The organism is Sorangium sp. So ce887, assembly GCF_051521455.1.
Taxonomy (GTDB): domain Bacteria; phylum Myxococcota_A; class Polyangia; order Polyangiales; family Polyangiaceae; genus Sorangium.
Genome location: NZ_CP150354.1, coordinates 5,326,048 through 5,349,533 on the forward strand (window position 1 = coordinate 5,326,048; position 23,486 = coordinate 5,349,533).

A 23,486-nucleotide genomic window follows, 5' to 3' on the forward strand; every position below is an offset into this window, starting at 1 on the left:
TATAAATCGATCATGCCTCAGCGCACGCACGACTTCGTTGAAAAGTACCTTCGCGAGACGTCCGAGATCGCCCTCGCGACGAGCCCGGACGACATGACGCGGGTCATCGAGCTCCTCTTCGAGGCGTACCGGAACGACCGCACCATCTACACGTGCGGCAACGGCGGCTCGGCGGCCAACGCGAGCCACCTCGCGTGCGACATCGCCAAGTTCACGTGGGTCGAAGGCAAGCCGCGCTTCAAGTGCACCTCGCTCTGCGACAACGCGGCCCTCCTCAGCGCCCTGACCAACGACGTCGGCTTCAACCGGATCTTCCTCGAGCAGCTCGACGGCCGCGTCGTCGCGGGCGACGTGCTCGTGTGCCTCAGCGTGCACGGCGGCTCGGGCGCCGATCGGGCCGGCCCGTGGTCGCAGAACCTGGTGGCCGCCGCAGATTTCGCGAAGAAGTCGGGGGCCAAGGTGGTCGCGCTCGTCGGCTACGACGGCGGCGCCCTGCGCCAGATGGCCGACGCCAGCGTGATCGTGCCGAGGACGCGGGCCGGCTACACGTCGACGCCGCACGTCGAGGGCTTCCACGAGGTCTACCACCACCTGATCTGCGAGCGGCTCCTGCAGCTCGTGGCCGAGAGCTGAGCGCCGCGTGGCGAGGCGCGGGGTCGTGCTCGACCGCGACGGCACCCTCATCGACGTGGTGCGCGATCCCGAGCTCGGCGTCGTCGTGACGGCGTTCCACCCGGACCAGATCCGCCTCCTCCCCGGCGTACTCGAGGGCCTGCGGCGCCTCGCGGACGCGGGGTTCTTGCTGGCGATCGCGACCAACCAGCCGGGGGCGGCGAAGGGCCAGGTCCCGTGGGGGGCGATCGAGCGCACGAACCGCGCGCTCGTCGACGGCCTGCGCGCGGCGGGCGTCGCGATCGCGGCGCTCGCGGTGTGCCCGCACCACCCCGAGGGCGGGCCGGGCGGCGATCCGGCGCTGATCGGCCTCTGCGACTGCAGGAAACCGAGGCCGGGCATGCTCACGGGGCTCGCGCGCGATCTCGATCTCGACGTCGCCGCGAGCTGGATGATCGGCGACACGCCGAGCGACGTGGCGGCCGCGCGCGCCGCGGGCATGCGGGCGGGGCTGATCCTGGATCGACGCCGCTGTGAGCTGTGCCCGCTCCGGGGCGAGGCCGACCTCCCCTGCCCCGATCGCGCGGCGCCGCGGCTCGATCTCCTGGCCGCGGAGATCCTCGCCGAGCCGCGCGGCTAGTCCCGTGCGGCCGCCGTCGGCGGCTACCTGGGCGCGAGCGGGCCCACGAGCGCGGCGACGCGCTTCGACAGCGGGGGCTGGTTGTCGCTGCGCCTCGAGAGCGGGATGCCCTCGGGCGAGAGGCGCAGGCACGGCTCCGCGACGAACATGGCGAACGAGATGTACTCGTGTAGCCACTGCGAGAGCCTCGCCTCGGCCTGCTCGGGGCCGGCGAGGATCGTCGCGTTCTCGATCATCCTCGCGGGCTCGAACGTCCCGTCCGCTGCCGGCCCCGCCCCGCGGAAGAGGGCGTCGTAGAGGCCCGCGCCGGCGACGAACGCGGCGAGCTGCCAGCGCACCTCGTCGCCCCGCTGGACCCCGTCGGCGGCGGAGAGGATCGACGCGATCGCCTCGTTGAAGAGCGCGATGCCGGCGGCGGCGCCCGTCGGCCCCGGCGCGCGCATCACCACCCGTCCGGACTGCGCCAGCTGGAAGAGCGCCCGGGTGGTCTCGAATTCCCCCTGCCCGATCGCGCGCGCCACCTCCGCCACCGAGCGCTCGCCGTCGACGGCGTCGTACACCGCGCGGAGCTCCCCCGGCGCCGGGCCGCGATCCGAGACGCGCGCGGGCACGTGCTGGTCCGACGGGATCCGCTCGCGGAAGTAGCGCATCTCGTCCATGCGGCGCACCGCCTCCAGGAGCAGCGCGTGGACCGGGAGGTTGTGGCGCGTCGGGATCTGCTCCTCGTCGAAGCCCGCGAGGAAGTAGAACATCCCCTCGCCCGCGAGGAGCACCCGGTAAGCGATCTCCTCCGCCTGCGTGCTGAGCAGCTGGTACAGCCGCTCCCGGGGTACGAAGCCGAGCTTCACCGCGGCCTCGCCGAAGCGCACGTCCGGCGCTGCGGCGGCGAGCGTCTGCTCGACCTGCGCGCGCGAGAGCGCGCCGTAGCGATAGAGCACCTCGCCGATGCGCTCGCCCTCGACGGTCGAGCGCGCGGCGATGGCGTGGCCGGGCTCGAAGAACAGGGACCGGCTCTCCCCGCCGTCGATCACGATGAGCTCGCCGCACCACGCCGCCTGCCCGATGAGCGACACGACATCGCAGAGCGCGCCCGGCCCCGTGATCTGCCCGGCGAGCCGGAGCGCCGCGCCGGTCCCCGCGTCGCGCGGCGCCTCCTCTCCCACGTGGCGCATCACGACGAGGTGGTCGGGCGCCGGCAGCAGCTGGAACATCCCCTGCCGCGCGCGCAGGTGCTTGCTGGCGTCCAGGTCGACGGGGTGAGCCGTGCCAGTCGCGTCGATGCGCACGAGCGAGCGTTGCTCTTCGGTCATCGTCGCGATCTCTAACCCAGCACCGAGAGGGGGGCCACGGCCGGCCTCTGGCGCCGCGTCATCCCGCGGTCGCGCGGCGTGCTACCGTCCCGCCGTGACGCCCCCCCCGGATCACGACGACGGCGCGCCCGGCGATCCGAGCGCCCGCGACGACACCCCGGCCACCGCGGACGCGCTCGACGCGCGCCTCTCGGCGGCCCGCTACATCTCCGATCCGGCGACCTCGCTCGCGCTCTGGCTTGCCCTCCGGATGGAGCGGCCGCTGCTGCTTGAAGGACCGGCGGGCGTCGGCAAGACCGATCTCGCCCGCGCCGCGGCCGAGGCGCTCGGCCGCGGGCTCATCCGGCTCCAGTGCTACGAGGGCCTCGACGAGGCGAAGGCGCTGTACGAGTGGGACTACGCGAAGCAGATGCTCTACACGCAGCTCCTGCGCGACGCGGTCGCGAAGGAGATCGTCGGCGCGACGAGCCTCGCCGCCGCCGCGCGCGCGATCGCGGGGAGCGAGGCGTCGTTCTTCAGCGAGCACTTCCTGATCGCGCGCCCGCTCCTCGCGGCGCTGCGGAGCCCCGCTCCCGTCGTCCTCCTCATCGACGAGGTCGACCGCGCAGACCCGGAGTTCGAGGCGTTCATGCTGGAGGTGCTCTCCGACATGCAGGTCACGATCCCCGAGCTCGGCACGATCCGCGCCGCGCGCCCGCCGCTCGTCCTGCTCACGACGAACGCGACGCGCGAGATGACCGAGGCCCTGCGCCGCCGCTGCCTGCACGCGTTCCTGGACTACCCGCCGCCGTCGCGCGAGGTCGCCATCCTGAAGGTCGCCATCCCGGGGATCGAATCCCGCCTCGCCGCGCAGATCGTCGCGTTCGTCGGCGCCTTGCGGGCCATGGATCTGCGGAAGTCCCCCGCCATCAGCGAGACGATCGACTGGACCCGCGCGCTGCTCCTGCTCGGCAAGCGCGCGATCACCCAGGAGGTCGCCCGCGACACGCTCGGCGTCCTGCTCAAGCACCAGAGCGACCGCGGCGACGCCGAGGCGAAGCTCGGTGCCCTCGTGAGGGCGGCCGAGCACGCGGGCGCGGGCGAGCCGCCTACCTGAGCTCGGCCACCTTCTCGCCGAACAGCTTCTCGAGCCGCCCGAGCATGGCGTCGTTCGGCTCGACGCGGAGATCGCGCCCCAGCGACAGCACCGCCTCCGCCCCGTCGTCGAGCTGGATCACGAGCTGCACCGGGCACACGCCCGGGCTCGCCCGCAGGAGCGCCCCGAGCCGATCGATGTGCTCGCGCCTCGCGCTGCGCGACTTCAGCGTGATCGCCACGCTCCGCGTCTGCGCGAGGATCGCGTCGGAGAGCGGCTGCACCTCGTCGAGCAGGAGGGTCGGCTCGCGCGGCGCGGACTCGGTCTCCTCGGCGCCCTCCTCCACCATGGGGAAGCTGACCTTCCCCGAGATCAAGACCGGCTCTCCCCGGTTCAGGAGCTCACCGTAGGCCTCGATCTGCTTCTCGCGCACCTTGACCTCGACCCGGCCCGCGGTGTCCTCGAGCACGAAGAACGCGATCTTGCCGCCGCCCCCCTTGAAGATGCGCTCGCGATAGCCCTCGACCATCCCGCCGACGCGCACCCTGGACCAGGGATCCATGCCGGCCAGCGCGCTCACCGCGGTCACGTCGAAGCGGTTCAGATCCACGCCGTATCGATCGAGCGGGTGCCCCGAGACGTAGAAACCGAGCGACTGCTTCTCGCGCGAGAGCGTCTCGCGCAGATCCCAGTCCTCGGCCATCGGGTAGTCGTCCAGCCTCACGTCGCTCTTGGACGCGACCGCCGCGAACAGGCCGATCTGCGCGCTGTTCCGCTCCTTGCTCGCGGAGCGCGAGCGCTCCAGCGCCCTGTCGATGCCGGCGAACGCCCGCGCCCGTGAGATGCCCCGCGCCTGGAGGCTCGCGTCGAACGCGCCGCACTGCACGAGCGCCTCGAACACCCCCTTGTTGACCCGCCGCGGATCGACGCGCTCGGCAAAGTCGAACAGATCCGAGAACGCGCCGCCCGCCTCCCGCGCCTCGAGGATCGCCTCGAGCGCCGACTCGCCGACGCCGCGGATCGCTCCCATTCCGAAGCGGATCTTCGGGTCGTACGGATCCTTCACCCGCGAGCCTCCGCGCCGGGTGCCGGTCACGCGCTTGCCGCTCGTCCCCGGCGTTGCGCTGTAGACGACGGTGAAGTCCATCTTCGACTCGTTGATCTCGGGCGGCAGGATATCGACCCCCCACGCGCGCCCCTCCGCGATGATCCGCACGACCTTCTCGATCTTGTCGCGGTCGGCGGTCATCAGCGCGCAGAGGAACTCGACCGGGTAGTGCGCCTTCAGGTAGGCCGTCTGGTAGGTGAGCAGCGCGTACGCGGCCGAGTGGCTTTTGTTGAAGCCGTAGCCCGCGAAGTACTCGAGGAGCCCGAAGATGCGCTCGGCGTCCTCCGCCTTCACCCCGTTGTTGAGCGCGCCGTCGACGAACGTCGCCTTCTGCTTCGCCATCTCCTCGGGCTTCTTCTTGCCCATGGCGCGCCGGAGCAGATCGGCGCCGCCGAGCGTGTAGCCCGCGAGCTGCTGCGCGATCTGCATGACCTGCTCCTGATAGACGATGACGCCGTAGGTCGGCTTGAGGAGCTCGTCGACGAGCGCGTGCATCTTCTCGATCGGCTTGCGGCCGTGCTTGCAGTCGACGAAGTCCTTCACCATGCCGGTGCCGAGCGGCCCGGGCCGGTAGAGCGCCACGGCGGCGACGATGTCCTCGAAGGCGTCCGGCTTCAGGTCCTTGAAGAGCTGCTGCATGCCGCTCGACTCGAGCTGGAAGACCCCGGTGGTCTCGCCCGACTGGAGGAGCGCGTAGGTGGCGGTGTCGTCGAGCGGCACCGCGCTCACGTCGAACCGCGCGCCCTCCCTCGCGGCGACGTCCGGCCGCGCGTTCACGAGCCGCACGGCGATGTCGATGACGGTGAGCGTCTTCAGCCCGAGGAAGTCGAACTTGACGAGCCCGGCCAGCTCGGCGTCGTCCTTGTAGTACTGGGTGACGAGCTGCTCGCCGTTCTTGAAGCACGGGACGTGGTCCCAGAGCGGCCCCTCGCTGATCACGACGCCGGCGGCGTGCATGCCCGCGTGCCGCGTCAGGCCCTCGAGCTTCTGCGCCTGCTTCAGGAGCTCCGCGACCGTGGGGTCGCTCTCCCTGAGCGCCTTGAGCTTCGGCTCGATCTCGAGCGCCTCGGGGATCGTGTACATGATCCCCGGCGACTTCTGCGGGATGAGGCTCGCGATCTTCTGCGCCTCGATCGCCGGGAACGCCATCGCCCGGGCGACGTCCTTGATCACGCTCCGCGCCTTGAGCTCGTGGAACGTCGCGATCTGCCCGACGGACGGCTTGTCGGCCTCCTTGCTGTACTTCTTTGTAACGTACGAGATGACCTCGTCGCGCCGGTCCATGCAGAAGTCGACGTCGAAGTCGGGCATGCTGACGCGCTCCGGATTCAGGAAGCGCTCGAACAGCAGGTTGTACGGGAGCGGATCGAGATCGGTGATCTCCATGGCATAGGCCACGAGCGAGCCCGCGCCCGACCCGCGGCCCGGCCCGACCGGGATGCCGTGGTCCTTGGCGTACTTGATGAAGTCCCAGACGATGAGGAAGTAGCCCGGGAAATCCATCTGCACGATGACGTCGAGCTCGATGTCGAGCCGCGTCCGGTAGACGGCCTCGTCCACCTTCCGGCCCGAGCGCGCGATCTGGGCGAGCCGCTTCGTGAGCCCCTCGTGCGCCACGTGCCGGAAGTACGACCCCGTGTCGGCGAACCCGCTCGGCAGCGGGAACGTCGGCAGCATCGGTTTGCCGAGCTTGAGCTTGAGCGCCGAGCACCGCTCGGCGATCTCGAGCGTCGAGCGGACCGCCTCCGGGTAGTCGCGGAAGAGGTGCATCATCTCGTCGGCGGGCTTGAGGAACATCTCGAAGCTGCCGTGGTGCGCGTCGCTCGCCTCGGCGAACGTGCGGTTCGCCGCGATGCACGACAGGTAGAGCTGCCCCTCGCCGTCCTCGCGAGCGCCGAAGTGGGCGTCGTTCGTCGCGACGAGCGGCAGTCCCAGATGGCCCGCCGCGCGCGCCAGGATGCCGTTGAGCACGGACTGCTCGACGAGCCCGTGGTCCTGCAGCTCGACGTAGAGGCTCCCCGGCTCGAAGCAGTCCCGGAGCCGGCTGAGCGCCTCGCGCCCCTCCTCCTCGCCCTGCTCCAGGATCCGCTGGGCGACCACGCCGCCCATGCAGCCGGTCAGGCCGATGAGCCCCGCGCTGTGCTGCGCCACCATGTCGAGCCGCACGCTCGGCGCGAGCCCGCTCGCGGGATCGACGTGCCCCTTGGACACGATGCGGACGAGGTTCTTGTAGCCCTCCTCGGACGCCGCGAGCAGCACGAGGTGATCGACGGGCGTCTCGTCCACGCCCGAGCGCGACACCTGCCCCGCGGCCGCGCCCCAGCTGCGCGCCACGTTCACCTCGCAGCCGATGATCGCGCCGATTCCCTGCTCCTTGCAGGCCTTGTAGTGCTGAATCGCCCCGAACATGTTCCCGTGGTCCGTCAGGGCGACGGCGCGCATTCCCAGCGACTTGGCGCGCGCGGCCAGGTCCTTGATGCGCAGCGCGCCGTCGAGGAGCGAGTACTGCGAATGCACGTGGAGGTGGATGAACTCAGCGGTCACAGCGGGCTTCCAGGTGGCTTCTCATCGTCGTGCGAGTCGGGAAAGACAGGGAATCATGGAGAACGGAATCTGAAGGCAATTGGACGACCAACCGTCGCTTGCCGGCGAGCTCACATATAGCGCATTGCGCAGCGGGGATCGCCCTTGATGAGGCGCGCGAGCCGGCGCTAGCCTATGCGCCCGTTTGTAGAGCACTTGCCTGATTTGGGGTGGGGTTTCCAGAAAGTGAGGTCGATGATGCGTCATTCCCGTATCGCCGTCGCGGTCTATTTGGCGACGGCGCTCCTGTCCGTGGCCGGTTGTGGCTCCGATCCTGCGGCGCCGCCTGCCGAACAAGACCAGGACGTCGACCTCGGCCAGCCCCCTGCGCCGGGCCCGGCGCAGGCCGGCGACGGCGCGGGGGTCGCATTCGCGATCGACCGCCTCTTCCTCGGCGACACCGATCGCGACGGGAAGAAGACGGCTGGCAGCTGGAAGCAGTACGGCTTCAACATCGACGGCAAGGTGTCCAACACCATCTCGGAGGACCTGTGCCGGCCGGTCGACGATGCCCCCCCTTCCGAGGTCTATCCGGACGGGCTCGACGGGATCGACAACGCCTTCGGAAGCAAGCTCGTCGGCCTCATTGGGACTCTCCTGAGCGACCCCTCGACGAGGGTCACCGACGCCATCGCCAACGGTGATTTCACGGTGATCCTGAAGGTCGACGGGCTCGGCGCGCAGTCGTCCTACAACCCGCTCACCGCGAAGCTCTACGGCGGCGCCACGCTGGGCGCGGCGCCCGCCTGGGATGGCAGCGATGCGTGGCCCGTCGTTCCGGAGCTGCTCGATGACGCTCAGGACGTCGAGAGCGCCAAGATCGTGTTCCCGAAGAGCTACGTCGTCGACGACACGTGGGTTTCGGGCCCGGAGTCGCAGGTCGCCTTCAAGCTGAACCTGACGATCTCGGGGACCACCATCGGCCTCACGATCCGCAACCTGAGGATCGCGATGGACCTCGCGCCAGATCACAATTCGGTGATCAAAGGCACCCTCGCGGGCGTGCTCGAGACGGCTGTCCTCGTCGAGGAGCTGCGCAGCGTTATCGGCGCTGTCCAGCCGGGCGTCTGCGAGGGCACCGCGCTGGAGGCGATCCTCGACTCGGTCCGTCGCGCCTCGGACATCATGAAGGATGGTAGCCAGGACCCGAGCCAGGACTGCGATGCCATCTCCATCGGCATCGGGTTCACGGCGAAGGAGGTCCAGCTGGGCGAGATCGCCCCCCCGGCCGAGACGACCGGCGCGCCGTGCGGGACGGCTCCCGCGGACGAAGGCTGAGCGCCGCGCGACTCCCCTCCGTCTGCGGCCATCGCGGCGAGCCCTCGTTCAGGGCTCCGCGGGCGCCTCCCGGGTGCCCTCTGGCCAGAGCTCCACACAGCCTGCGACGTGCAGCCAGCTCAGCCTGACCGCGCCCTGCGCGAAGATCGTGCTCGCCGTTGAGCCGTCGCGCGCCCCGCGAGCGTCTCTAGAAGCGACCCCGCCCGTCCAGGGTGCGCGCTCAGGCGAGGGAGACCTCGGCGGCGTGCTCTCTCGGTCCGCCCGCTTGTGGGGGTCCGAGAGGCGCCCTCTTCCTGGTTTCGTTTGTCCCGACTTTTCGCTAGAAGTCGGCATCGCTTCGATGCGTCCACCACGCAAATACCCGATGGCAGTGAAGATTCATGGCGAGCTGCCGTCCCAGGGCGTCAGCCCGGCGGGTTGCCGACGCGAGCTCTGGCTCGTGTCCCTCAGAGGAGAACAACGTCCCATGCGTAGATACGTCGCTTCCGTTCTGTGCGCCGTGATGATGGTTGGTACCGCCGCCGCGACGGCGGGTTGCACGGCCAGCGCCTCGTTCAACACCGGCAAGGAGCCGGTGGCCGAGCCCCCGCCCCCGCCCCCGCCGGAGCCGGCGCCCGAGCCGAAGGAGGAGAAGAAGCCCCGCCCGCGCTTCAAGATGACCTTCAAGCTCAAGGGCAACCAGGTCGAGCTGCCCGGCCCGGTGGTCTTCGAGACGAACAGCGACAAGCTCCTGCCCGAGAGCGACGAGGTCCTCAGCATCGTCGACGACTTCCTGAAGCAGCGGAAGGACGTCACCCTGCTCCGCGTCGAGGGCCACACCGACTCCGACGGCGAGGACGCCGCGAACCAGACGCTGTCCGAGAAGCGCTCGATGTCGGTCGCCCGCTGGCTCGTCGCGAAGGGCCACGACTGCAAGCGCTTCATCGCCGTCGGCTTCGGCGAGAGCAAGCCGGTCGCCGACAACAACACGCCCGACGGCAAGGCCCAGAACCGCCGCACCGGGTTCTTCATCGCGGCCCTCGAGGGCAAGGCGGTCGACAAGCAGCCCGTGGACGGCGGCGGCAAGGTCGCCGGCGATGCCTGCAAGTGATGGCGCTCCGCCCGGGCGCGCTCCGGATGGCGCGCCGCGCTCCCCGCGGCGCACGTCCGAGGTGCGCTCGGCGGGCTGACAGCTGACGGCGGAGCCCCGCTCGCCGCCGCGCCGCGTCCCTCCGGGCGCGCCGGCGGCGGACGTCGTCTTGTTGTCCTTCTTTGCTTGCCTCCCCCACCATCTTCACTATCCGTACTCCTCCACGACATGCGGAGACGCCACGACAAGCCCCTGGGCCGCCTCCTCTTCACGGCCGTCCTTTCGCTCGGCCTCTTCGGCTGCGACCCCGGGACGGGCGACGTCCGCGAGTGGACGCCGGCCGATCACGATCCGCCGAGCCCCAACGAGGGGCAGGGCGGCAAGGTCGCCGCGCGGCCGGTCGCCTCGAACGAGACCGACCCGGGGCTGATCGAGCTCGCCTGGCAGCGGAACTGCTCCAGCTGTCACGGCAGGGCCGGCCGCGGCGATGGCCCGCAAGGTCCGATGGTCCGCGCTCCGGACCTCACCGACGCGGCATGGCAGGAGCGGGTGACCGACGTCCAGGTGGCCGAGGTGATCCGGAAGGGCAAGAACAAGATGCCCGCCTTCGACCTGCCGCAGCAGGTGATCGACGGCCTGGTGAAGCGGATCCGCACCGGCAAAGTGCGCTGAACCCCGATGAGCTCGACCTCGCAGGAGGATCTCGATCAGGCGCCGGAAGAACGACCGGACGCACGGGAAGAACGGTCGGACGCGCCGGAGGGGCGTCCGCCCTGGGTCCGGCGGCTCGCTCCGGCAATCCTTGTCCTGGGTGCGCTGTTCGCGGGGAGCGTCCTTTTCAAGAACCTACCCGAGGAACGCGAGGTCGAGCTGCGGCTGGACGACGCGGCGACGGTCGTGCGGCTCGCGGTGACCTGGACGGATCCTTCTTCGGATCAGCCTGCGACCGACGCCGCGCCGATCATCGACAGTTCGTGGCAGTTCGCCGAGGGGACGGCGCCGAGAACGGTCCTCACCAAGGTGTCGCTTCCGGACGGCCTCTACCATGTCGAGATCGCCGTCGGCCGGAAGCGCGGGCACGACGTCGTGAGCCGGACCGTCACGTTGGCGGACACCTCCCGGATCACGCTCTTCGTGCACTGAACAGCGCCCTCCTGAAGCGCGCGACAGCCTCCGGAGGACCGGCGATCCGCTCCCTCGCCGGCCGCTGTCGGCGGGTGCAGGAGACCGTTGACTCCAGGAAACTGACAAGCCAGGCACTGCCGTGAGTTGGAAGCGTGTCCCTGAGGCGCCACTTCGCGTCCAGCGGGCCGCGCGCAGCTCTTGATGCAAAAGCTTCAACTTCTGCGACAAACATTTGTTTCTGTTCAGTTTTTCGCGTAAGCCGTGGCGGCGGTTCGGATGGGAATGGAATATGAGAACGAATTCCCTTGATGCGTTCACCCCGGAACCGCTACTTCTTGGCCCGCAGCAGCAGGGCGTGGCACCTTATCCTACAACCACTTACACGCTCTGACCGGGACAACCGTGAAGCATCGTGGTGCCCTCCCGGAGCGAGCGACCATGCGGCCTTTACAGTGCCGCTGGAGGCGGAGAAGGAGAACCGATGAGGATCACCCCGTGGTATCTGGCTGCGCTCGCCCCGTTCGCCGCCATTGGTTGCAGTGGCGCGTACCTCGGCCACGCCACCGTCGTGGCATTGACGATCGGCATCTTCCTGGGGACCCTTTCGCTCGGCCGTACTCCGAGCTCTCGCCCTGCCCCGCCGAACGCCCCTGTCTCCTGACTTTCTCGCCCAACTGCCACCTGCCGCACGTCGACGCGACGCTTTCCCGAGCGCTCGACCGCGCCGGCGCTTACGCTCGGGGGGCGTGAGGTCATGACGCACGACGCCTCCGTCGGCCGGCTCAAGCGGCTTGAAGAGTTCACGCTCATGGACCTGGAGTCCGTGCACCTCATCCTGCGCGGCGAATCGGTCATCGACTGGCGGAGGCTCAACCTTCAGAGCGAGCAGGACGCGCGCGATCTCCTGCTCGCGCAGGAATTCCGCTCCGACGAGCCGGGGGATCGCGCCCACCTCGAGAGCGTCAAGAACGAGGCGATCGCGTACCTGCGCCGCCACTTCGAGTTCCCGATCCCGAGCCCTGTCGCGCGTGCGTCGGTGGAGGAGATCCTGATGCTCGCCTCGGGCAAGGGTCACCGCCAGCTCTGCGCCTGCACGATCCTCAAGGCGATGCACATCATCCATCACCTGGCCGGGCGCGAGCTCCTCTTCTCGATCCCGATGTCGGACCAGGACGTCTTCCACCTCGTCGAGGAGAAGGTGTACCGGGTGATCGGCGGCATGCTCGCGGCGGGCTTCCCCATCACCGAGTTCATCGGCGGGCGGAAGAACAAGGACTCGCTCTACACGAAGCTGCTGTCAAAGACGGACACGACCGCGGCGGCCATCTACGACAAGCTCCGCTTCCGCATCGTCTGCCGCACCGTGGACGATCTGCTGCCCGTCCTCCTCTACCTCTCCGAGCGCCTGTTCCCGTTCAACTACGTCGTGCCCGGCGAGAGCACGAACACGATCCTGCGGTTCCGGAGCTACTGCGAGGCGCGGCCGTTCCTCCAGCCGATGCTCGAGGGGCTGCAGACGGACGTCGACGACGGGCTGACAGCAGGCGACAACAGCTTCAGCGATCGGAGCTACCGCGTGATCCACTTCGTCGTCGATCTGCCGGTGCGCCTCCCCGCCGAGATCCTCGACATGGCGCCGCCCGCGGCCTGGGCGCTCGGGCCGATCATCTTCGTCCTCTGCGAGTTCCAGCTGATCGACCGCGAGACCGAGGCGGCGAACGAGATCGGCGAGGCGAGCCACGCCAGGTACAAAGAACGGCAGAAGCACGCGGTCATGCGCAGGCTCAAGCTCGGCGTGCGCTCCACCCGCGACCCGGTGAGCGGCGGACCCAAGCGCGACCGCTAGGCGCGCCGCAGCGCGGGCGCGGATCACGCTCCGGATCGACGGGGCCATCGGCGCGCGCGGTGCGCAACGGCGCGCGGATCGCACCATGCGCCGATCGCGCGAGGCGCGATCGTACGCGGAGCCGATCGCGCGAGGCGCTAGCCGCAGGCGTGGCCGCGACGTCGTCGCGGCACGTGGCGCGGGATGGAGCTGCGAGAGCCCAGCGGGGAGCTGGGAGAGGTCCGCAGGATCTCTGGATGGGGGGTCCCTGGAGGAAGCAGCGCTTGGAGCAGGGGGCGGACGCCGCCGGGAGGCCGGGAGCAGTCGGGCTATCGAAGCAGGAGCCGCCGAGCGAGCAGCCAGGGCAGTGACGGGCGTGCGTGGAGGAGACGCGCAGTCCCTCAGCGACGCCGCCGTGCGAGCGAGCTCAGATGCGGCCCTTCAGCGCATCTCGATCGAGGACGACGATCCGGCGGCGATCGATCTCGATCACCCCCTTGCGGCGGAGATCGCCGAGGGTGAGCGTGACGGTCTCGCGCGTGGAGCCGATCATGCTCGCCATCTCCTGATGGGTGAATGGCGCGGAGATGAGCACCCCGCGCGGATCGGGGATGCCCCAGCGCGTGGCGGCCTTGAGCAGGAACTCACAGAGGCGGGCCTCCACATTGCGGAAGAGCATCGAGGCCAGGCGCTCCTCGGTGTCCGTGTGGCGCTCGACCAGCGTGGTCACGATCGCGGCGGCGAAGTTGGCGTCGCTCGCCATCAGGTTGCGCACCGTCGTCAGGGGGATGATGAGCGCCTCGACGTCCTCGGTGGCGATCGCGCTCTCCCGGTGGGCCGTGACGCCCCCGAGCGCGGCCTCGCCGAGCACGTCGCCGGCCCCTCTGTAACCGAGCGACAGGCTGCGCCCGTCGCTCATCCCTCGCACCAGCCGGACCCGGCCGAGGCTGAGCATCGCGAGGGCGGTCGATGCGTCGCCCTGCGTCACGAGGTGACGCCCTTTCGCGACGCGTTGAATCGTCCCCCCGTCGGCCAGCGCCGCCTGCGTGGCCGGGGATGCCGCATTGCCGATCGCCCCACGCCGGACAACCCGTCGCTTGCGCGAGTCTAGGTCGAGTCCACCGTCGTTCCCGAGTGCGCCAGGCTGGACCCTGACGCTCCGTGCCATCGCATCCTTACCCATCATCATCGCGGCTGCTCCTGCGGTTTGCGGTGTCGCGGTCCTGCTGTTCCCTGAGGGCCCCGCCGGCCGGGGGGCACCGACTTGTGCCGGAACCTCCCACTTGCGTTGACATCTCGGAGACGCGGCCCGTACCTTTCGGTTTGAGCCGGGCACGCCCCGTGAATGAACCCCTGCACGGGGGAGCCAGTTCGACCGCTCCTCCAGCTACGGACGTTGGATGCGCCTCTTTAGCGGCAAAATTACTCCTCTCACAGAAGAAATCGTCCGCGCGCTCGTGGACAACCGTGACATCGAAGTCGAGTCGAAAAAAGAGGTCGCGCTCGACGTCGAGTCGGTGTTCACGAGCTACCTGCACGCCGAGCGGGAAGCGACCGAGCGGGCGAAAGAGATCCTTCAGGCACGCGGGCTGCCCCAGGGCGAGTTCAACCGGGTCAAGCGCCTGGCCGCAGAGCAGAAGGGGATCAAGATCGGCGAGGAAACGATGGATTATCTCCTCGACCAGCTGCTCGAGATGCTGATGCACTCGAACAACGTCGGAGAGGTGTTCGTCGAGGACCACGACCTGCGGCGCCGGATGAGGCCCATCCTGCGGAAGTACCTCGAGATGGACGAGGCGCTCGACACCGAGGTGCGCGGCAAGCTCCGCCACGTGCAGGAAGGCTCCCGCACCTGGGAGGTCGAGTACCAGCGGGTCATGGGCGAGATCCAGCGCCGCAAGGGGCTGCTGTAGCCGCCGGCGCCAGGCGGACGAACTCGCCGCAGGGCGAGCAGGCCGCCCCTGGCGTCCGTCGGATCCAGCGAGACCTTGCCCGAACCGCGCCGCGGCGCCCGTTCCACAGGAATGCTTCTGTAGGACAGGAGCGCACTGCCTGCGACCATTCCCCGTGTGGAACGTTCCGCCTGCCAGATCGGGCTCCGTCGTGGTACCGGAGGACATCATGAGCTGGATTCCCAAGGTCGAGGCGAAGCGGCACTTCTGTCATAAATGCAAGAACGAGCTCATCTTCGAGGTGAAGCTCCAGCGCGCGGACACCTGCCCCCATTGCGGTGTCGACCTCCACTGCTGCAAGAACTGCGAGAACTGGGACCCGGCTGCGCATAACCAGTGCAAAGAGCACATCGCCGAGTACATCCCGGATCGGGAAAGCGCGAACTATTGTACTTTCTTCACGTTCAAGAACGGCGTACCGGAAGATAACTCGAAGCGCATCGCGGATTCGCGCTCCAAGCTCGACAACCTTTTCAAGAAGAAGTAGGCGCCCGCTGGGGAGCACGCACATGTCCACGCCTCGCTACTTGGTCACCGGCGGTGCCGGATTCATCGGAAGCAACCTCGTCGCGGCGCTGACCGCCGCCGGGGAGCGGGTCCGCGTCCTCGATAACCTCGCGACGGGCCGGTGGGAGAACCTCGACGGGCTCCCGCACCAGTCGCTGATCGAGCGCATCACCGGGGACATCCGGGAGGCGGCGGCGGTCGCGGCGGCGGCGAAGGGGGTCGAGGTCATCCTCCACCAGGCCGCGCTCGGCTCGGTCCCGCGCAGCGTAGAGACGCCGGTCGAGTCGAACGCCGTCAACGTCGGCGGCACGGTCACGGTGCTCGACGTCGCGCGCCGGCAGGGCGTGCGCCGCGTGATCTTCGCCGCGTCCTCCAGCGCGTACGGCGAGACGCCCGTCCTCCCGAAGCACGAGGGCATGGAGCCGATGCCGCTGTCGCCGTACGCGGTCACGAAGCTCGCCTGCGAGCACTACATGAAGGTCTTCGCGGGCATCTACGGCCTGGAGACCCTGAGCCTGCGCTACTTCAACGTCTTCGGGCCGAACCAGACGCCGGACGGCGCCTACGCCGCGGCGATCCCGCGGTTCGTCGACGCCGCCTTGCAGAACCGGCCGATCCCGATCTTCGGTGACGGGGAGCAGACGCGCGACTTCTGCTTCATCGAGAACACCGTCTCCGCGAACCTGCTCGGCGCGACGTCGCCGAAGAAGTTCAGGGGCGAGATCATCAACATCGCCGGCGGCCGCAGGATCGGGCTGAACGAGCTCTGCAAGGAGATCTCGCGGGTCCTCGGGCGAGACGTCGCCATCGAGCACCTCCCGGCCCGCGCGGGGGACATCCGCCACTCGCTCGCCGACATCTCGCGCGCGTCCGAGCTCATCGGGTACGAGCCCCGCGTGCGCTGGGAGGACGGCATCGCCCCCACCGTCACGTACCTGCGGACGCTCCGTGAGAAGGGCCCCGCGGCCGCGTCGGCCACGGTCACCTGTGGCAAGGTTCCGCTGCCCAAGGCCCAGGCGGCCTCGGACACCGGGCCCCAGGCGAGCTAGGTAGAGCGGGGCGGCTCGTGCGGAGCATGACCGGCTTCGGGCTCGGTGACGCTTCGCTCACCGAAGGGCGCGTCGTCGCCGAGATCCGCTCGGTGAACCAGCGCTTCCTGGATGTGCGCGCGCGGCTCCCGCGCGAGCTCGTCGATCTGACGATGTTCGCCGAGCAGGTGGCGCGCGAGCGGCTGCGCCGGGGCCGCATCGAGATCATCGTGCGCACCGAGGGGGCGGTGCTGGCCCCGAGCACGCTCGATAAGTCGAAGGCGCGCGCGGCGTTCCGCGCGCTCGCCGAGCTCCGCGACGAGCTCGCGCCGGGCGCCGACGTGCCGCTCTCGCTGCTCTGCGCCGTGCCGGACCTCTTCGCGCCCGCCGGCGGCCACGAGATCGCCGCCGTCCGCGCCGCGCTCAAGGTCGCGATCGAGCGCGCGATCGACGCGATGGAGGGCATGTGTCACCGCGAGGGCGAGGCGCTCGCCAGCGACATGCGCGGGCGCGTGGCGACGCTCCGCGCGCTCGCCTCGGAGGTCGTAGCGCGCGCCGACGACGCGCGCGAGGCGCTCCGGCGGCGCCTGCGCGAGCGCGTCGAGCGCCTGCTCCACGGGGTCGAGGCTGGCTTCGAGGCGACGCGAATCGAGGCGGAGGTGATGTTGCTCGCCGAGCGCAGCGACATCACCGAGGAGGTCACCCGCCTCCGGAGCCACCTCGACCAGTTCGGCGGCGCGCTCGCGGCGCCGGGCGGCGACCCCTGCGGAAGGAGGCTCGACTTCCTGCTTCAGGAGATGGTACGCGAGGCGAACACGCTGGGCTCCAAGGCGCAGGACGCCGCCATCTCCCATCACGTCGTGGCGATGAAGGTGGAGCTCGAACGCCTGCGGGAGCAGGTCCAGAACATCGAGTGACAGGAGAGCATGTCGACCGAAGCACTCAGTGACGACTTCCTCCTCCTCATCGTGTCGTCCCCGTCCGGCGCCGGGAAGACGACGCTCTGCGGGAGGCTGCGCAGCGAGTTCCCCGACCTGCGCTTCTCGGTCTCTCACACGACGCGGCGCCCGCGCCCGAACGAGGTCGACGGCCGCGAGTACCATTTCGTCGACCCGAGCACGTTCGAGCAGATGATCCGCATCGGCGCGTTCGCCGAGTGGGCCCGCGTGCACGATCACCTCTACGGGACGAGCCTGAAGGAGATCGAGATCGCCCGCGCCACGGCGCGCGGCGTCCTCTTCGACATCGACCACCAGGGCGCGAGGCAGATCAAGGCGAGCCTTCCCGAGGCGGTCGCCGTGTTCATCCTGCCCCCGTCGCTCGCCGAGCTCGAGCGGCGCCTGCGCGGCCGCGGCACCGAGGACGAGCAGACGACGCTCCGGCGCCTCCGCAACGCGAAGGGGGAGATCGAGCACTACGGCTTCTTCGACTACGTGATCGTGAACGACGAGATCAACCGCGCGTACGAGCAGCTGAGGTCGCTCGTCTTCGCCGAGCGGTGCCGCCGCCAGCGGCGCGCGTCGCTCTGCGAGCGGTTGCTCGCAGAGAGGAGGTTCGAGCGATGAGCACCAGCGCGACGCACGACGTGCTCGCCGTCATCGGCGGCAGCGGGCTCTACGAGATGGGGTGGCTGGAGGACGTCGAGGAGGTCTCGGTGTCCACGCCTTTCGGTCTGCCGAGCGACGTCGTGCTCCGCGGCCAGGTCAAGGGCGGCGACGCGACCGTCCTCTTCCTGCCGCGCCACGGGCGCGGACACCGCTTCTCCCCTTCGACGATCAACTACCGCGCGAACATCTGCGCGCTGAAGATGCTGGGCGCAACGCACGTGCTCAGCGTGAGCGCCGTCGGCTCGCTGCGCGAGGAGATCGAGCCCGGTGACCTCGTCGTCGTCGACCAGTTCATCGATTTCACGAAGCGCCGGGCCTCGACGTTCTTCGACGACGGCGTGGTCGCCCACGTGCCGTTCGCCGATCCGGTGTGCCCGTTCATGGCGAGCGCCGTCCACGACGCCGCGAGCTCCACCGCCGCGCGCGTCCACCGCGGCGGCACCTACGTCTGCATCGAGGGCCCGCAGTTCTCGACGCGGGCCGAGAGCCACATGTTCCGGTCCTTTGGCGCGCACGTCATCGGGATGACCAACCTGCCCGAGGCGAAGCTCGCGCGCGAGGCAGAGCTCCCCTACGCCACGCTCGCGCTCACGACCGACTTCGACTGCTGGCGCGTGACCGAGGAGGCGGTGAGCGTCGAGGCGGTCATCGCCGTGTTGAACCGCAACATCGTGCATGCACGGAACGTCGCGAAGGCCCTCGCCCACAGCCTCCCCGACGTGTCGCAGAGCCCGGCCCGCCACGTGCTGCAGAAATCCATCATGACCTCGGCCGGCGCGACCTCGCCCGACGCACAGGCGCGGCTCGAGTGGCTCATCGGCCCTCGGCAGAAGGCGGAGTGAGCGGTGCTCCCCGGCGAAGGCTGTCGCCGCGCCCGCTCCGCGGCAGCGAGCCAGCATCGTCTCGCCCGGCCACACGGGCGCGGCGACGGTGTCGCTGAAACGAACCGCGCAGCTAGCGGCTGCGCGCCAATCTGACTAAGAGGCTTCTGTGACGACCTCCTCCGCGATCCTCATCATTGGCTCGATGGCCTTCGACGACCTCGAGCTCCCCTCCGGCAGCGCCAGGAACGTCGTGGGTGGCTCGGCCACCTACTCGTCGTTCGCCGCGTCGTGCTTCGCTCCGGTGCGCACGGTCGCGGTGGTCGGCGACGACTTCCCCGAGGAGACGCTCGCGGCGATGCGCGCCCGGGGCATCGCCGTCGAGGGCGTCGAGCGCGCTGCGGGGAAGACGTTCCGCTGGGCCGGGCGCTACGACGTCGATCTCATCCATCGCACGACGCTCGACACGCAGCTCAACGTGTTCGCGTCGTTCGCGCCGAAGCTGCCGGAGGCGTACCGCGACACGCCCTTCGTCCTGCTCGGCAACATCCACCCCGCGCTCCAGCTCGACGTGCTCGAGCAGGTCCGCTCGCCGCGCTTCGTCCTCGCTGACACCATGAATTTCTGGATCGAGGGGGAGCCGAAGGCGGTCGCGGCGATGCTGCGCCGCATCGACACGCTCGTGGTCAACGACGAGGAAGCGCGCCAGCTCTCGGGCAAGTACAACATCCGCCGCGCCGCGAAGGAGATCCTGTCCCGCGGTCCGCGCCGGCTGATCATCAAGCGCGGCGAACATGGCGCGCTGCTCTTCGACGAGGACGGCGTGTTCGCGGCGCCCGGCTTCCCGCTGGAGGACGTTGTCGATCCGACGGGGGCCGGCGACGCCTTCGCAGGCGGGCTCATCGGTTACCTCGCTTGCCAGCCGGAGATCACGCCGCTCGCCCTCCGACGCGGCATGCTCCACGCGACGGCGACGGCCTCGTTCTGCGTCGAGGCGGTGGGCACGCAGCGGATCGCGACGGTGGCGCGCGCCGACATCACGGCGCGCCTGATCGAGATCCGGGCGCTCTACGAGTTCGGCGCGAGCACCATGTGAACCCACCCGGGGGTGGACCCGCGCGAGGGCCTTCCGTGTGCGGTCGCTGTTCACCTTCCGGCGCATAGCCGTGCTAGATGACCGTCAAAGTGAACATGAACCTCACCACCCGTACATTCGCAGGCACCGTCTTGCTCGCCCCCCTCGTCTTCGGCTGCGCGGCCCGCTCGGCGCCGTTCGACGAGATGGACAAGGCGCAGATCACGGTGCTCCGCCTCCAAGGGCAGGAGCTGGCCCCCACGCCCACGACGACCCAGGCCCCCACCCTCATTCCGGGGATCCCGCCCGAGCTCCAGCAGATGGGCCAGGCCGCTCTCCAGGGGCTGCAGCAGGCGCTCCCCGGCCTGATCCCGCCCAACCTCATCCCTGGTCAGACGGCGAGCACGCCGGTGCTCCCCGCTCAGCCCCGCTTCAAGAACTTCGTCATCCTCCAGCAGCGTCAGCTCACGACCGGCGACAGCGATGAGGAGCTCAAGGACCAGATCCTCGACATCTTCGGCGATGAGGGCAGCTTCACCGCGGACCGCGGCAACTGCTTCTACCCGGGCCTGGGCATTTCCATGATTCGGCCGAACAACCCCACGCCGGTCGACCTGCTCATCTCCTTCTCGTGCAATCAGGCCATGGGCGACGGCTTCGTTTGGCCCCACCAGGGAGTCAACGGCTTCACGGCCGAGACCCACCAGAAGCTCAGCGAGATCTACCAGCAGCTGTGGGGACAGTCGGTCCCGCCCGGCGCGTGATCTCCCGGCGCGGCGAGGACACCTCCCGAGCCGCATTCATGTAAGCAGCGCTACATAGCGCGCCTGCAGGGCCCGGATGCTAGACTTGATCGAGCTTTCCGATGTCCCTGCCTTTCGGCCAGGAGCGCGCCGCGGCATCATGATCCCCCAACCCCAGCTGTTGCCGGGAAAGGAGCTCGGGCACTACGAGTTCCTCCTGCCCATCGCGCAGGGGGAATGCGCAAACCAACCCCGGGCAAGCCTCCCTCGACGCGGTGGGGGCCGACCGTGACCACTCCCGGGTTTTGAGCGGCCGCAGGACGCGGCAGCTCCGCGACGCGCTCCTCCTGGCAGCGAGCCTGGGCGTCATGGGCAGCGTCCTGCTGTTGCGCCGGAGCCGGGAGCCCAGCGCCTCGCCTGTCCCGGCGCCGTCGAGCACGTCCGCGGAGCCGTCGCCGCTGCCCAGGGGTGGCGAGCCCGAGCGCATGGCGCTCGACGAGCACGAAGCGCAGGCGGGGTGCGACTTCGCCGACCACGGCTTCGGTGGCTACGAGCGCTGGCGCCCCCTCCCGGTGGGCAGGCTCCTCGTCCCGCCGGCACGCGCGATCTCGACGGATGGCGGCTACGATCTGCTCGTCCATTTTCACGGCGCCGAGGCGATCCGAAAGGTGCTGGCTCCCAGGGACCTGGAGCTTGTCATCGCCGGGGTCGATCTGGGGACCCGCTCGAGCGCCTACGCGCGCGCCCTCGAAGGCGGCGGCTGGGACGCGCTGCTCCAGGCCATCGACCGCGAGGTCGGAGCTGCGGCCGGGATCGCGGGCGCGCGCGCACGCCGCCTGGTGCTGTCGTCCTGGAGCGCCGGGTCGGGCGCGATCGGCAGGGTCGTCGAGCGCGGGAGCCGCCACGTCGACGCCTTGATCCTGCTCGACTCCCTCTATGGCTCCTACATGCCTGGGCAGACGTCGCTCGTGCAGGGCCAGCTTGCCCCTTACGTGGCCCTGGCGAACGACGCCGCGCGCGGCGCGCCCGTCTTCTACCTGACGCACACCGAGACCCCGACGAGCGGCTACGCGTCCACGAAAGAGGTGGCCACCTTCCTGCTGCGCGAGCTCGGAGCGAGCCCCATCGCGGTGACCTCCAGCGGCGACGGCGCGCCGCCCGGAGCTCCGGGCCTCGGCGCCGAGGAAGCGGGAGACGCGCTGCGGCTCACCCGGATGTACGACGGCGGCAGCCTCTACGTCCGCGGTTACGCCGGAGCGGGCCCCGGCGGACACTGCGCGCAGCTGCGGCTGCTCCCCGCGATCCTGGCGGAGCACGTGCTCCCCGCGCTCGGCCGTTGAGGCGCCGCTGCTCCGAGGGCGCGCGGCGTCCTCTCCGGCGAGGCGCCGGGCGCGCCGGCGACGCCGCGCGCGCCCGGTGAACCGGCGGCTGCCCGGTGAGCCGGCGGCTGCCCGGTGAGCCGGCGGGCGCCTCGGCTCAGTACGATTTCGCGAACACCACGCGCCGCGGGCTGGGCTTGCCGGTGAAGATGCATGTCCCTTCGCCGGTCACCGCGTCGGCCCACGGCGCGCCTTCGAACCCGCCGGTCGGGATGCAGCGGATGGTCACCTTGTGCGCGTCCTTCACCGCCGTCTCGATCTCCGGATCGCCGGACCAGTGCGCCAGCGCGAACCCGCCCTGCGACTCCTTGCCCTCCTTCGACGCGAAGAACGCATCGAAATCGGCGCGGCTGTTGATCACATGCGTGTTCGCGTCGCGCATCGCGAGCGCGCGCCCATAGAGCGTCGCCTGGATGTCGGCGAGGATCTCGGTGATGCGCCCCGTGAGCTCTGCGCGCGCCATGCTCGACTTGTCCTTCGGCGAGCGGTCTCTGCGCATGACCATGGCCACACCGCCGTCAACGTCGCGCGGCCCGACCTCGATCCGGACGGGGACGCCCTTCTTCACCCACTCCCACTGCTTGTCGCCGCCGCGGATGTCGCGCCGATCGATCTCGACCTCGACGCGCCGCTCGCCGAAGCGCTGCGCCCGGAGCTCCTTCGCGAGCCCATCGATGTACTCGTCGACCTTGGCGCGCGTGTCGTCGCCCCGGTAAACCGGCAGGATCACGGCGTGCGCGGGCGCGAGGCGCGGCGGGAGCACCAGGCCGTCGTCGTCGCTGTGGGTCATGATCAGGCCGCCGACGAGGCGCGTCGACACGCCCCAGGACGTCGTCCAGGCGTACTCTTCGGTCTCCGCCTTGGTCTGGAACTTGATGCCGCTCGCCCGGGCGAAGTTCTGCCCCAGGAAGTGGCTCGTCCCGGCCTGCAGGGCCTTGCGATCCTGCATCATCGCCTCGATCGCGTAGGTGTCGACCGCGCCGGGGAAGCGCTCGCCCGCCGTCTTCGGTCCCTCGAGGACGGGCATCGCCATGAAGTCGCGCGCGAACGTCGCGTAGACGCCAAGCATGCGCAGCGTCTCCTCGCGCGCCTCGGCCTCACTCGCGTGCGCGGTGTGCCCCTCCTGCCAGAGGAACTCCGACGTCCGCAGGAACAGGCGCGTCCGCAGCTCCCACCGCACGACGTTCGCCCACTGGTTGATGAGCAGCGGCAGATCCCGGTAGCTCTGGACCCAGCTCGCGAACGAGGCGCCGATGATCGTCTCGGACGTGGGGCGCACGATGAGCGGCTCCTCCAGCCGGGCCTGGGGGTCGGGGATGAGCCCGCCGCCGGGGCCGGGCACGAGCCGGTGGTGGGTGACCACCGCGCACTCCTTCGCGAACCCCTCGACGTGCTCCGCTTCCTTCTCGAGGAACGACTTCGGGATGAACAGGGGGAAATAGGCGTTCTTGTGCCCGGTCGCCTTGAACATGCTGTCGAGCTCGCGCTGGATGTTCTCCCAGATCGCGTAGCCCCACGGCTTGATGACCATGCAGCCGCGGACCGGGGAGCTCTCGGCGAGGTCGGCCGCGCGCACGACCTGCTGGTACCACTCCGGGTAGTCCTCGTTGCGCGTGGGCGTGATGGCGGTCTTCGGCGCTTCGTTCTTGGCCACGGTCTCTGCTCTCCTCGCTGGGCGGCTTCGCAGGCGGCCTTCGACCTGGCCGCGCTCTTCCCGCAGCGGGCGGTCAGCTGGCACCGGCCCCGCTC

22 protein-coding genes are annotated in these 23,486 nt (G+C 69.8%); 18 read left to right on the top strand and 4 right to left on the bottom strand.

Features of this window, described 5'->3' with window-relative positions; genetic code table 11:
* The first annotated feature begins 12 nt into the window (after positions 1–12).
* Both WMF36_RS19830 and WMF36_RS19835 read left to right on the top strand, forming a co-directional pair.
* Complete coding sequence (locus WMF36_RS19830) at positions 13–633, top strand: D-sedoheptulose-7-phosphate isomerase (RefSeq protein WP_437493008.1); 621 nt, start codon at positions 13–15, stop codon at positions 631–633.
* 7 nt (positions 634–640) lie between these two features.
* Positions 641–1,252, top strand: a complete 612-nt coding sequence (locus WMF36_RS19835; RefSeq protein ID WP_437581190.1) for an HAD-IIIA family hydrolase — start codon at positions 641–643, stop codon at positions 1,250–1,252.
* Positions 1,253–1,275: 23 nt separating this feature from the next.
* On the opposite strand, the gene WMF36_RS19840 is transcribed toward WMF36_RS19835, so the two are convergent.
* Positions 1,276–2,562 (bottom strand): DUF4388 domain-containing protein, encoded by a 1,287-nt coding sequence (locus tag WMF36_RS19840; protein WP_437581191.1) that lies wholly within the window; start codon positions 2,560–2,562, stop codon positions 1,276–1,278.
* Between the two features lie 94 nt (positions 2,563–2,656).
* Between WMF36_RS19840 and WMF36_RS19845 the strand changes: the two genes are divergently transcribed.
* Positions 2,657–3,658 carry an AAA family ATPase gene (locus tag WMF36_RS19845; protein ID WP_437581192.1) on the top strand — a complete coding sequence of 334 codons (1,002 nt, stop codon included), beginning with the start codon at positions 2,657–2,659 and terminating at the stop codon, positions 3,656–3,658.
* On the opposite strand, the gene dnaE is transcribed toward WMF36_RS19845, so the two are convergent.
* Positions 3,651–7,289, bottom strand: coding sequence for a DNA polymerase III subunit alpha (gene dnaE, locus WMF36_RS19850; protein WP_437581193.1), 3,639 nt, complete (start codon positions 7,287–7,289; stop codon positions 3,651–3,653). The two genes, WMF36_RS19845 and dnaE, sit on opposite strands and share 8 nt — an antisense overlap.
* A gap of 237 nt (positions 7,290–7,526) precedes the next feature.
* On the opposite strand from dnaE, the gene WMF36_RS19855 reads away from it, so the two are divergent.
* From WMF36_RS19855 to WMF36_RS19880, 6 genes are all read left to right on the top strand, one after another.
* Positions 7,527–8,606 carry a hypothetical protein gene (locus WMF36_RS19855; RefSeq protein ID WP_437581194.1) on the top strand — a complete coding sequence of 360 codons (1,080 nt, stop codon included), beginning with the start codon at positions 7,527–7,529 and terminating at the stop codon, positions 8,604–8,606.
* Positions 8,607–9,108: 502 nt separating this feature from the next.
* Positions 9,109–9,696: an OmpA family protein gene (locus WMF36_RS19860; protein WP_437581195.1), complete on the top strand. Its 588-nt coding sequence runs from the start codon at positions 9,109–9,111 to the stop codon at positions 9,694–9,696.
* A gap of 207 nt (positions 9,697–9,903) precedes the next feature.
* On the top strand, positions 9,904–10,347 hold the full coding sequence (locus tag WMF36_RS19865) for a c-type cytochrome (RefSeq protein ID WP_437581196.1): 444 nt from the start codon (positions 9,904–9,906) through the stop codon (positions 10,345–10,347).
* A gap of 6 nt (positions 10,348–10,353) precedes the next feature.
* Positions 10,354–10,818, top strand: a complete 465-nt coding sequence (locus WMF36_RS19870) for a hypothetical protein (protein ID WP_437581197.1) — start codon at positions 10,354–10,356, stop codon at positions 10,816–10,818.
* A 463-nt stretch (positions 10,819–11,281) separates the two neighbouring features.
* Complete coding sequence (locus WMF36_RS19875; protein ID WP_061607000.1) at positions 11,282–11,461, top strand: hypothetical protein; 180 nt, start codon at positions 11,282–11,284, stop codon at positions 11,459–11,461.
* 93 nt (positions 11,462–11,554) lie between these two features.
* Positions 11,555–12,646: a TIGR04552 family protein gene (locus tag WMF36_RS19880; RefSeq protein WP_437581198.1), complete on the top strand. Its 1,092-nt coding sequence runs from the start codon at positions 11,555–11,557 to the stop codon at positions 12,644–12,646.
* 406 nt (positions 12,647–13,052) lie between these two features.
* Here the strand turns inward: WMF36_RS19880 and WMF36_RS19885 are convergent, their stop codons facing one another.
* The gene (locus WMF36_RS19885) at positions 13,053–13,814 is read right to left on the bottom strand and encodes a Crp/Fnr family transcriptional regulator (RefSeq protein ID WP_437493026.1); all 762 of its coding nucleotides are present in this window, start codon (positions 13,812–13,814) and stop codon (positions 13,053–13,055) included.
* A 211-nt stretch (positions 13,815–14,025) separates the two neighbouring features.
* Here WMF36_RS19885 and WMF36_RS19890 point away from each other — a divergent pair, with 211 nt between their 5' ends.
* The 9 genes from WMF36_RS19890 (at position 14,026) to WMF36_RS19930 (ending at position 21,698) form a co-directional block, all read left to right on the top strand.
* Positions 14,026–14,538, top strand: coding sequence for a DUF507 family protein (locus tag WMF36_RS19890; protein ID WP_437493027.1), 513 nt, complete (start codon positions 14,026–14,028; stop codon positions 14,536–14,538).
* Positions 14,539–14,746: 208 nt separating this feature from the next.
* Positions 14,747–15,064: a hypothetical protein gene (locus WMF36_RS19895; protein ID WP_436618698.1), complete on the top strand. Its 318-nt coding sequence runs from the start codon at positions 14,747–14,749 to the stop codon at positions 15,062–15,064.
* A 22-nt stretch (positions 15,065–15,086) separates the two neighbouring features.
* Positions 15,087–16,133, top strand: coding sequence for an SDR family oxidoreductase (locus tag WMF36_RS19900; RefSeq protein ID WP_437581199.1), 1,047 nt, complete (start codon positions 15,087–15,089; stop codon positions 16,131–16,133).
* A gap of 26 nt (positions 16,134–16,159) precedes the next feature.
* The gene (locus WMF36_RS19905) at positions 16,160–17,029 is read left to right on the top strand and encodes a YicC/YloC family endoribonuclease (RefSeq protein WP_437581940.1); all 870 of its coding nucleotides are present in this window, start codon (positions 16,160–16,162) and stop codon (positions 17,027–17,029) included.
* Positions 17,030–17,038: 9 nt separating this feature from the next.
* Entirely contained in the window at positions 17,039–17,677 is a 639-nt protein-coding gene (gmk, locus tag WMF36_RS19910) for a guanylate kinase (protein ID WP_437493031.1), read from the top strand.
* Positions 17,674–18,561 carry an S-methyl-5'-thioadenosine phosphorylase gene (mtnP, locus tag WMF36_RS19915; RefSeq protein WP_437581200.1) on the top strand — a complete coding sequence of 296 codons (888 nt, stop codon included), beginning with the start codon at positions 17,674–17,676 and terminating at the stop codon, positions 18,559–18,561. Before gmk ends, mtnP begins: the two co-directional genes overlap by 4 nt.
* 148 nt (positions 18,562–18,709) lie before the next feature.
* Positions 18,710–19,636, top strand: coding sequence for a PfkB family carbohydrate kinase (locus tag WMF36_RS19920; protein WP_437493035.1), 927 nt, complete (start codon positions 18,710–18,712; stop codon positions 19,634–19,636).
* A 77-nt stretch (positions 19,637–19,713) separates the two neighbouring features.
* A complete protein-coding gene (locus tag WMF36_RS19925) occupies positions 19,714–20,379 on the top strand; it encodes a hypothetical protein (RefSeq protein ID WP_437581201.1) in 666 nt (221 codons plus the stop codon).
* A gap of 284 nt (positions 20,380–20,663) precedes the next feature.
* Positions 20,664–21,698 carry a hypothetical protein gene (locus WMF36_RS19930; RefSeq protein WP_437581202.1) on the top strand — a complete coding sequence of 345 codons (1,035 nt, stop codon included), beginning with the start codon at positions 20,664–20,666 and terminating at the stop codon, positions 21,696–21,698.
* 136 nt (positions 21,699–21,834) lie between these two features.
* Here the strand turns inward: WMF36_RS19930 and proS are convergent, their stop codons facing one another.
* Entirely contained in the window at positions 21,835–23,391 is a 1,557-nt protein-coding gene (gene proS / locus WMF36_RS19935) for a proline--tRNA ligase (protein ID WP_437581203.1), read from the bottom strand.
* Between the last annotated feature and the right edge of the window lie 95 nt (positions 23,392–23,486).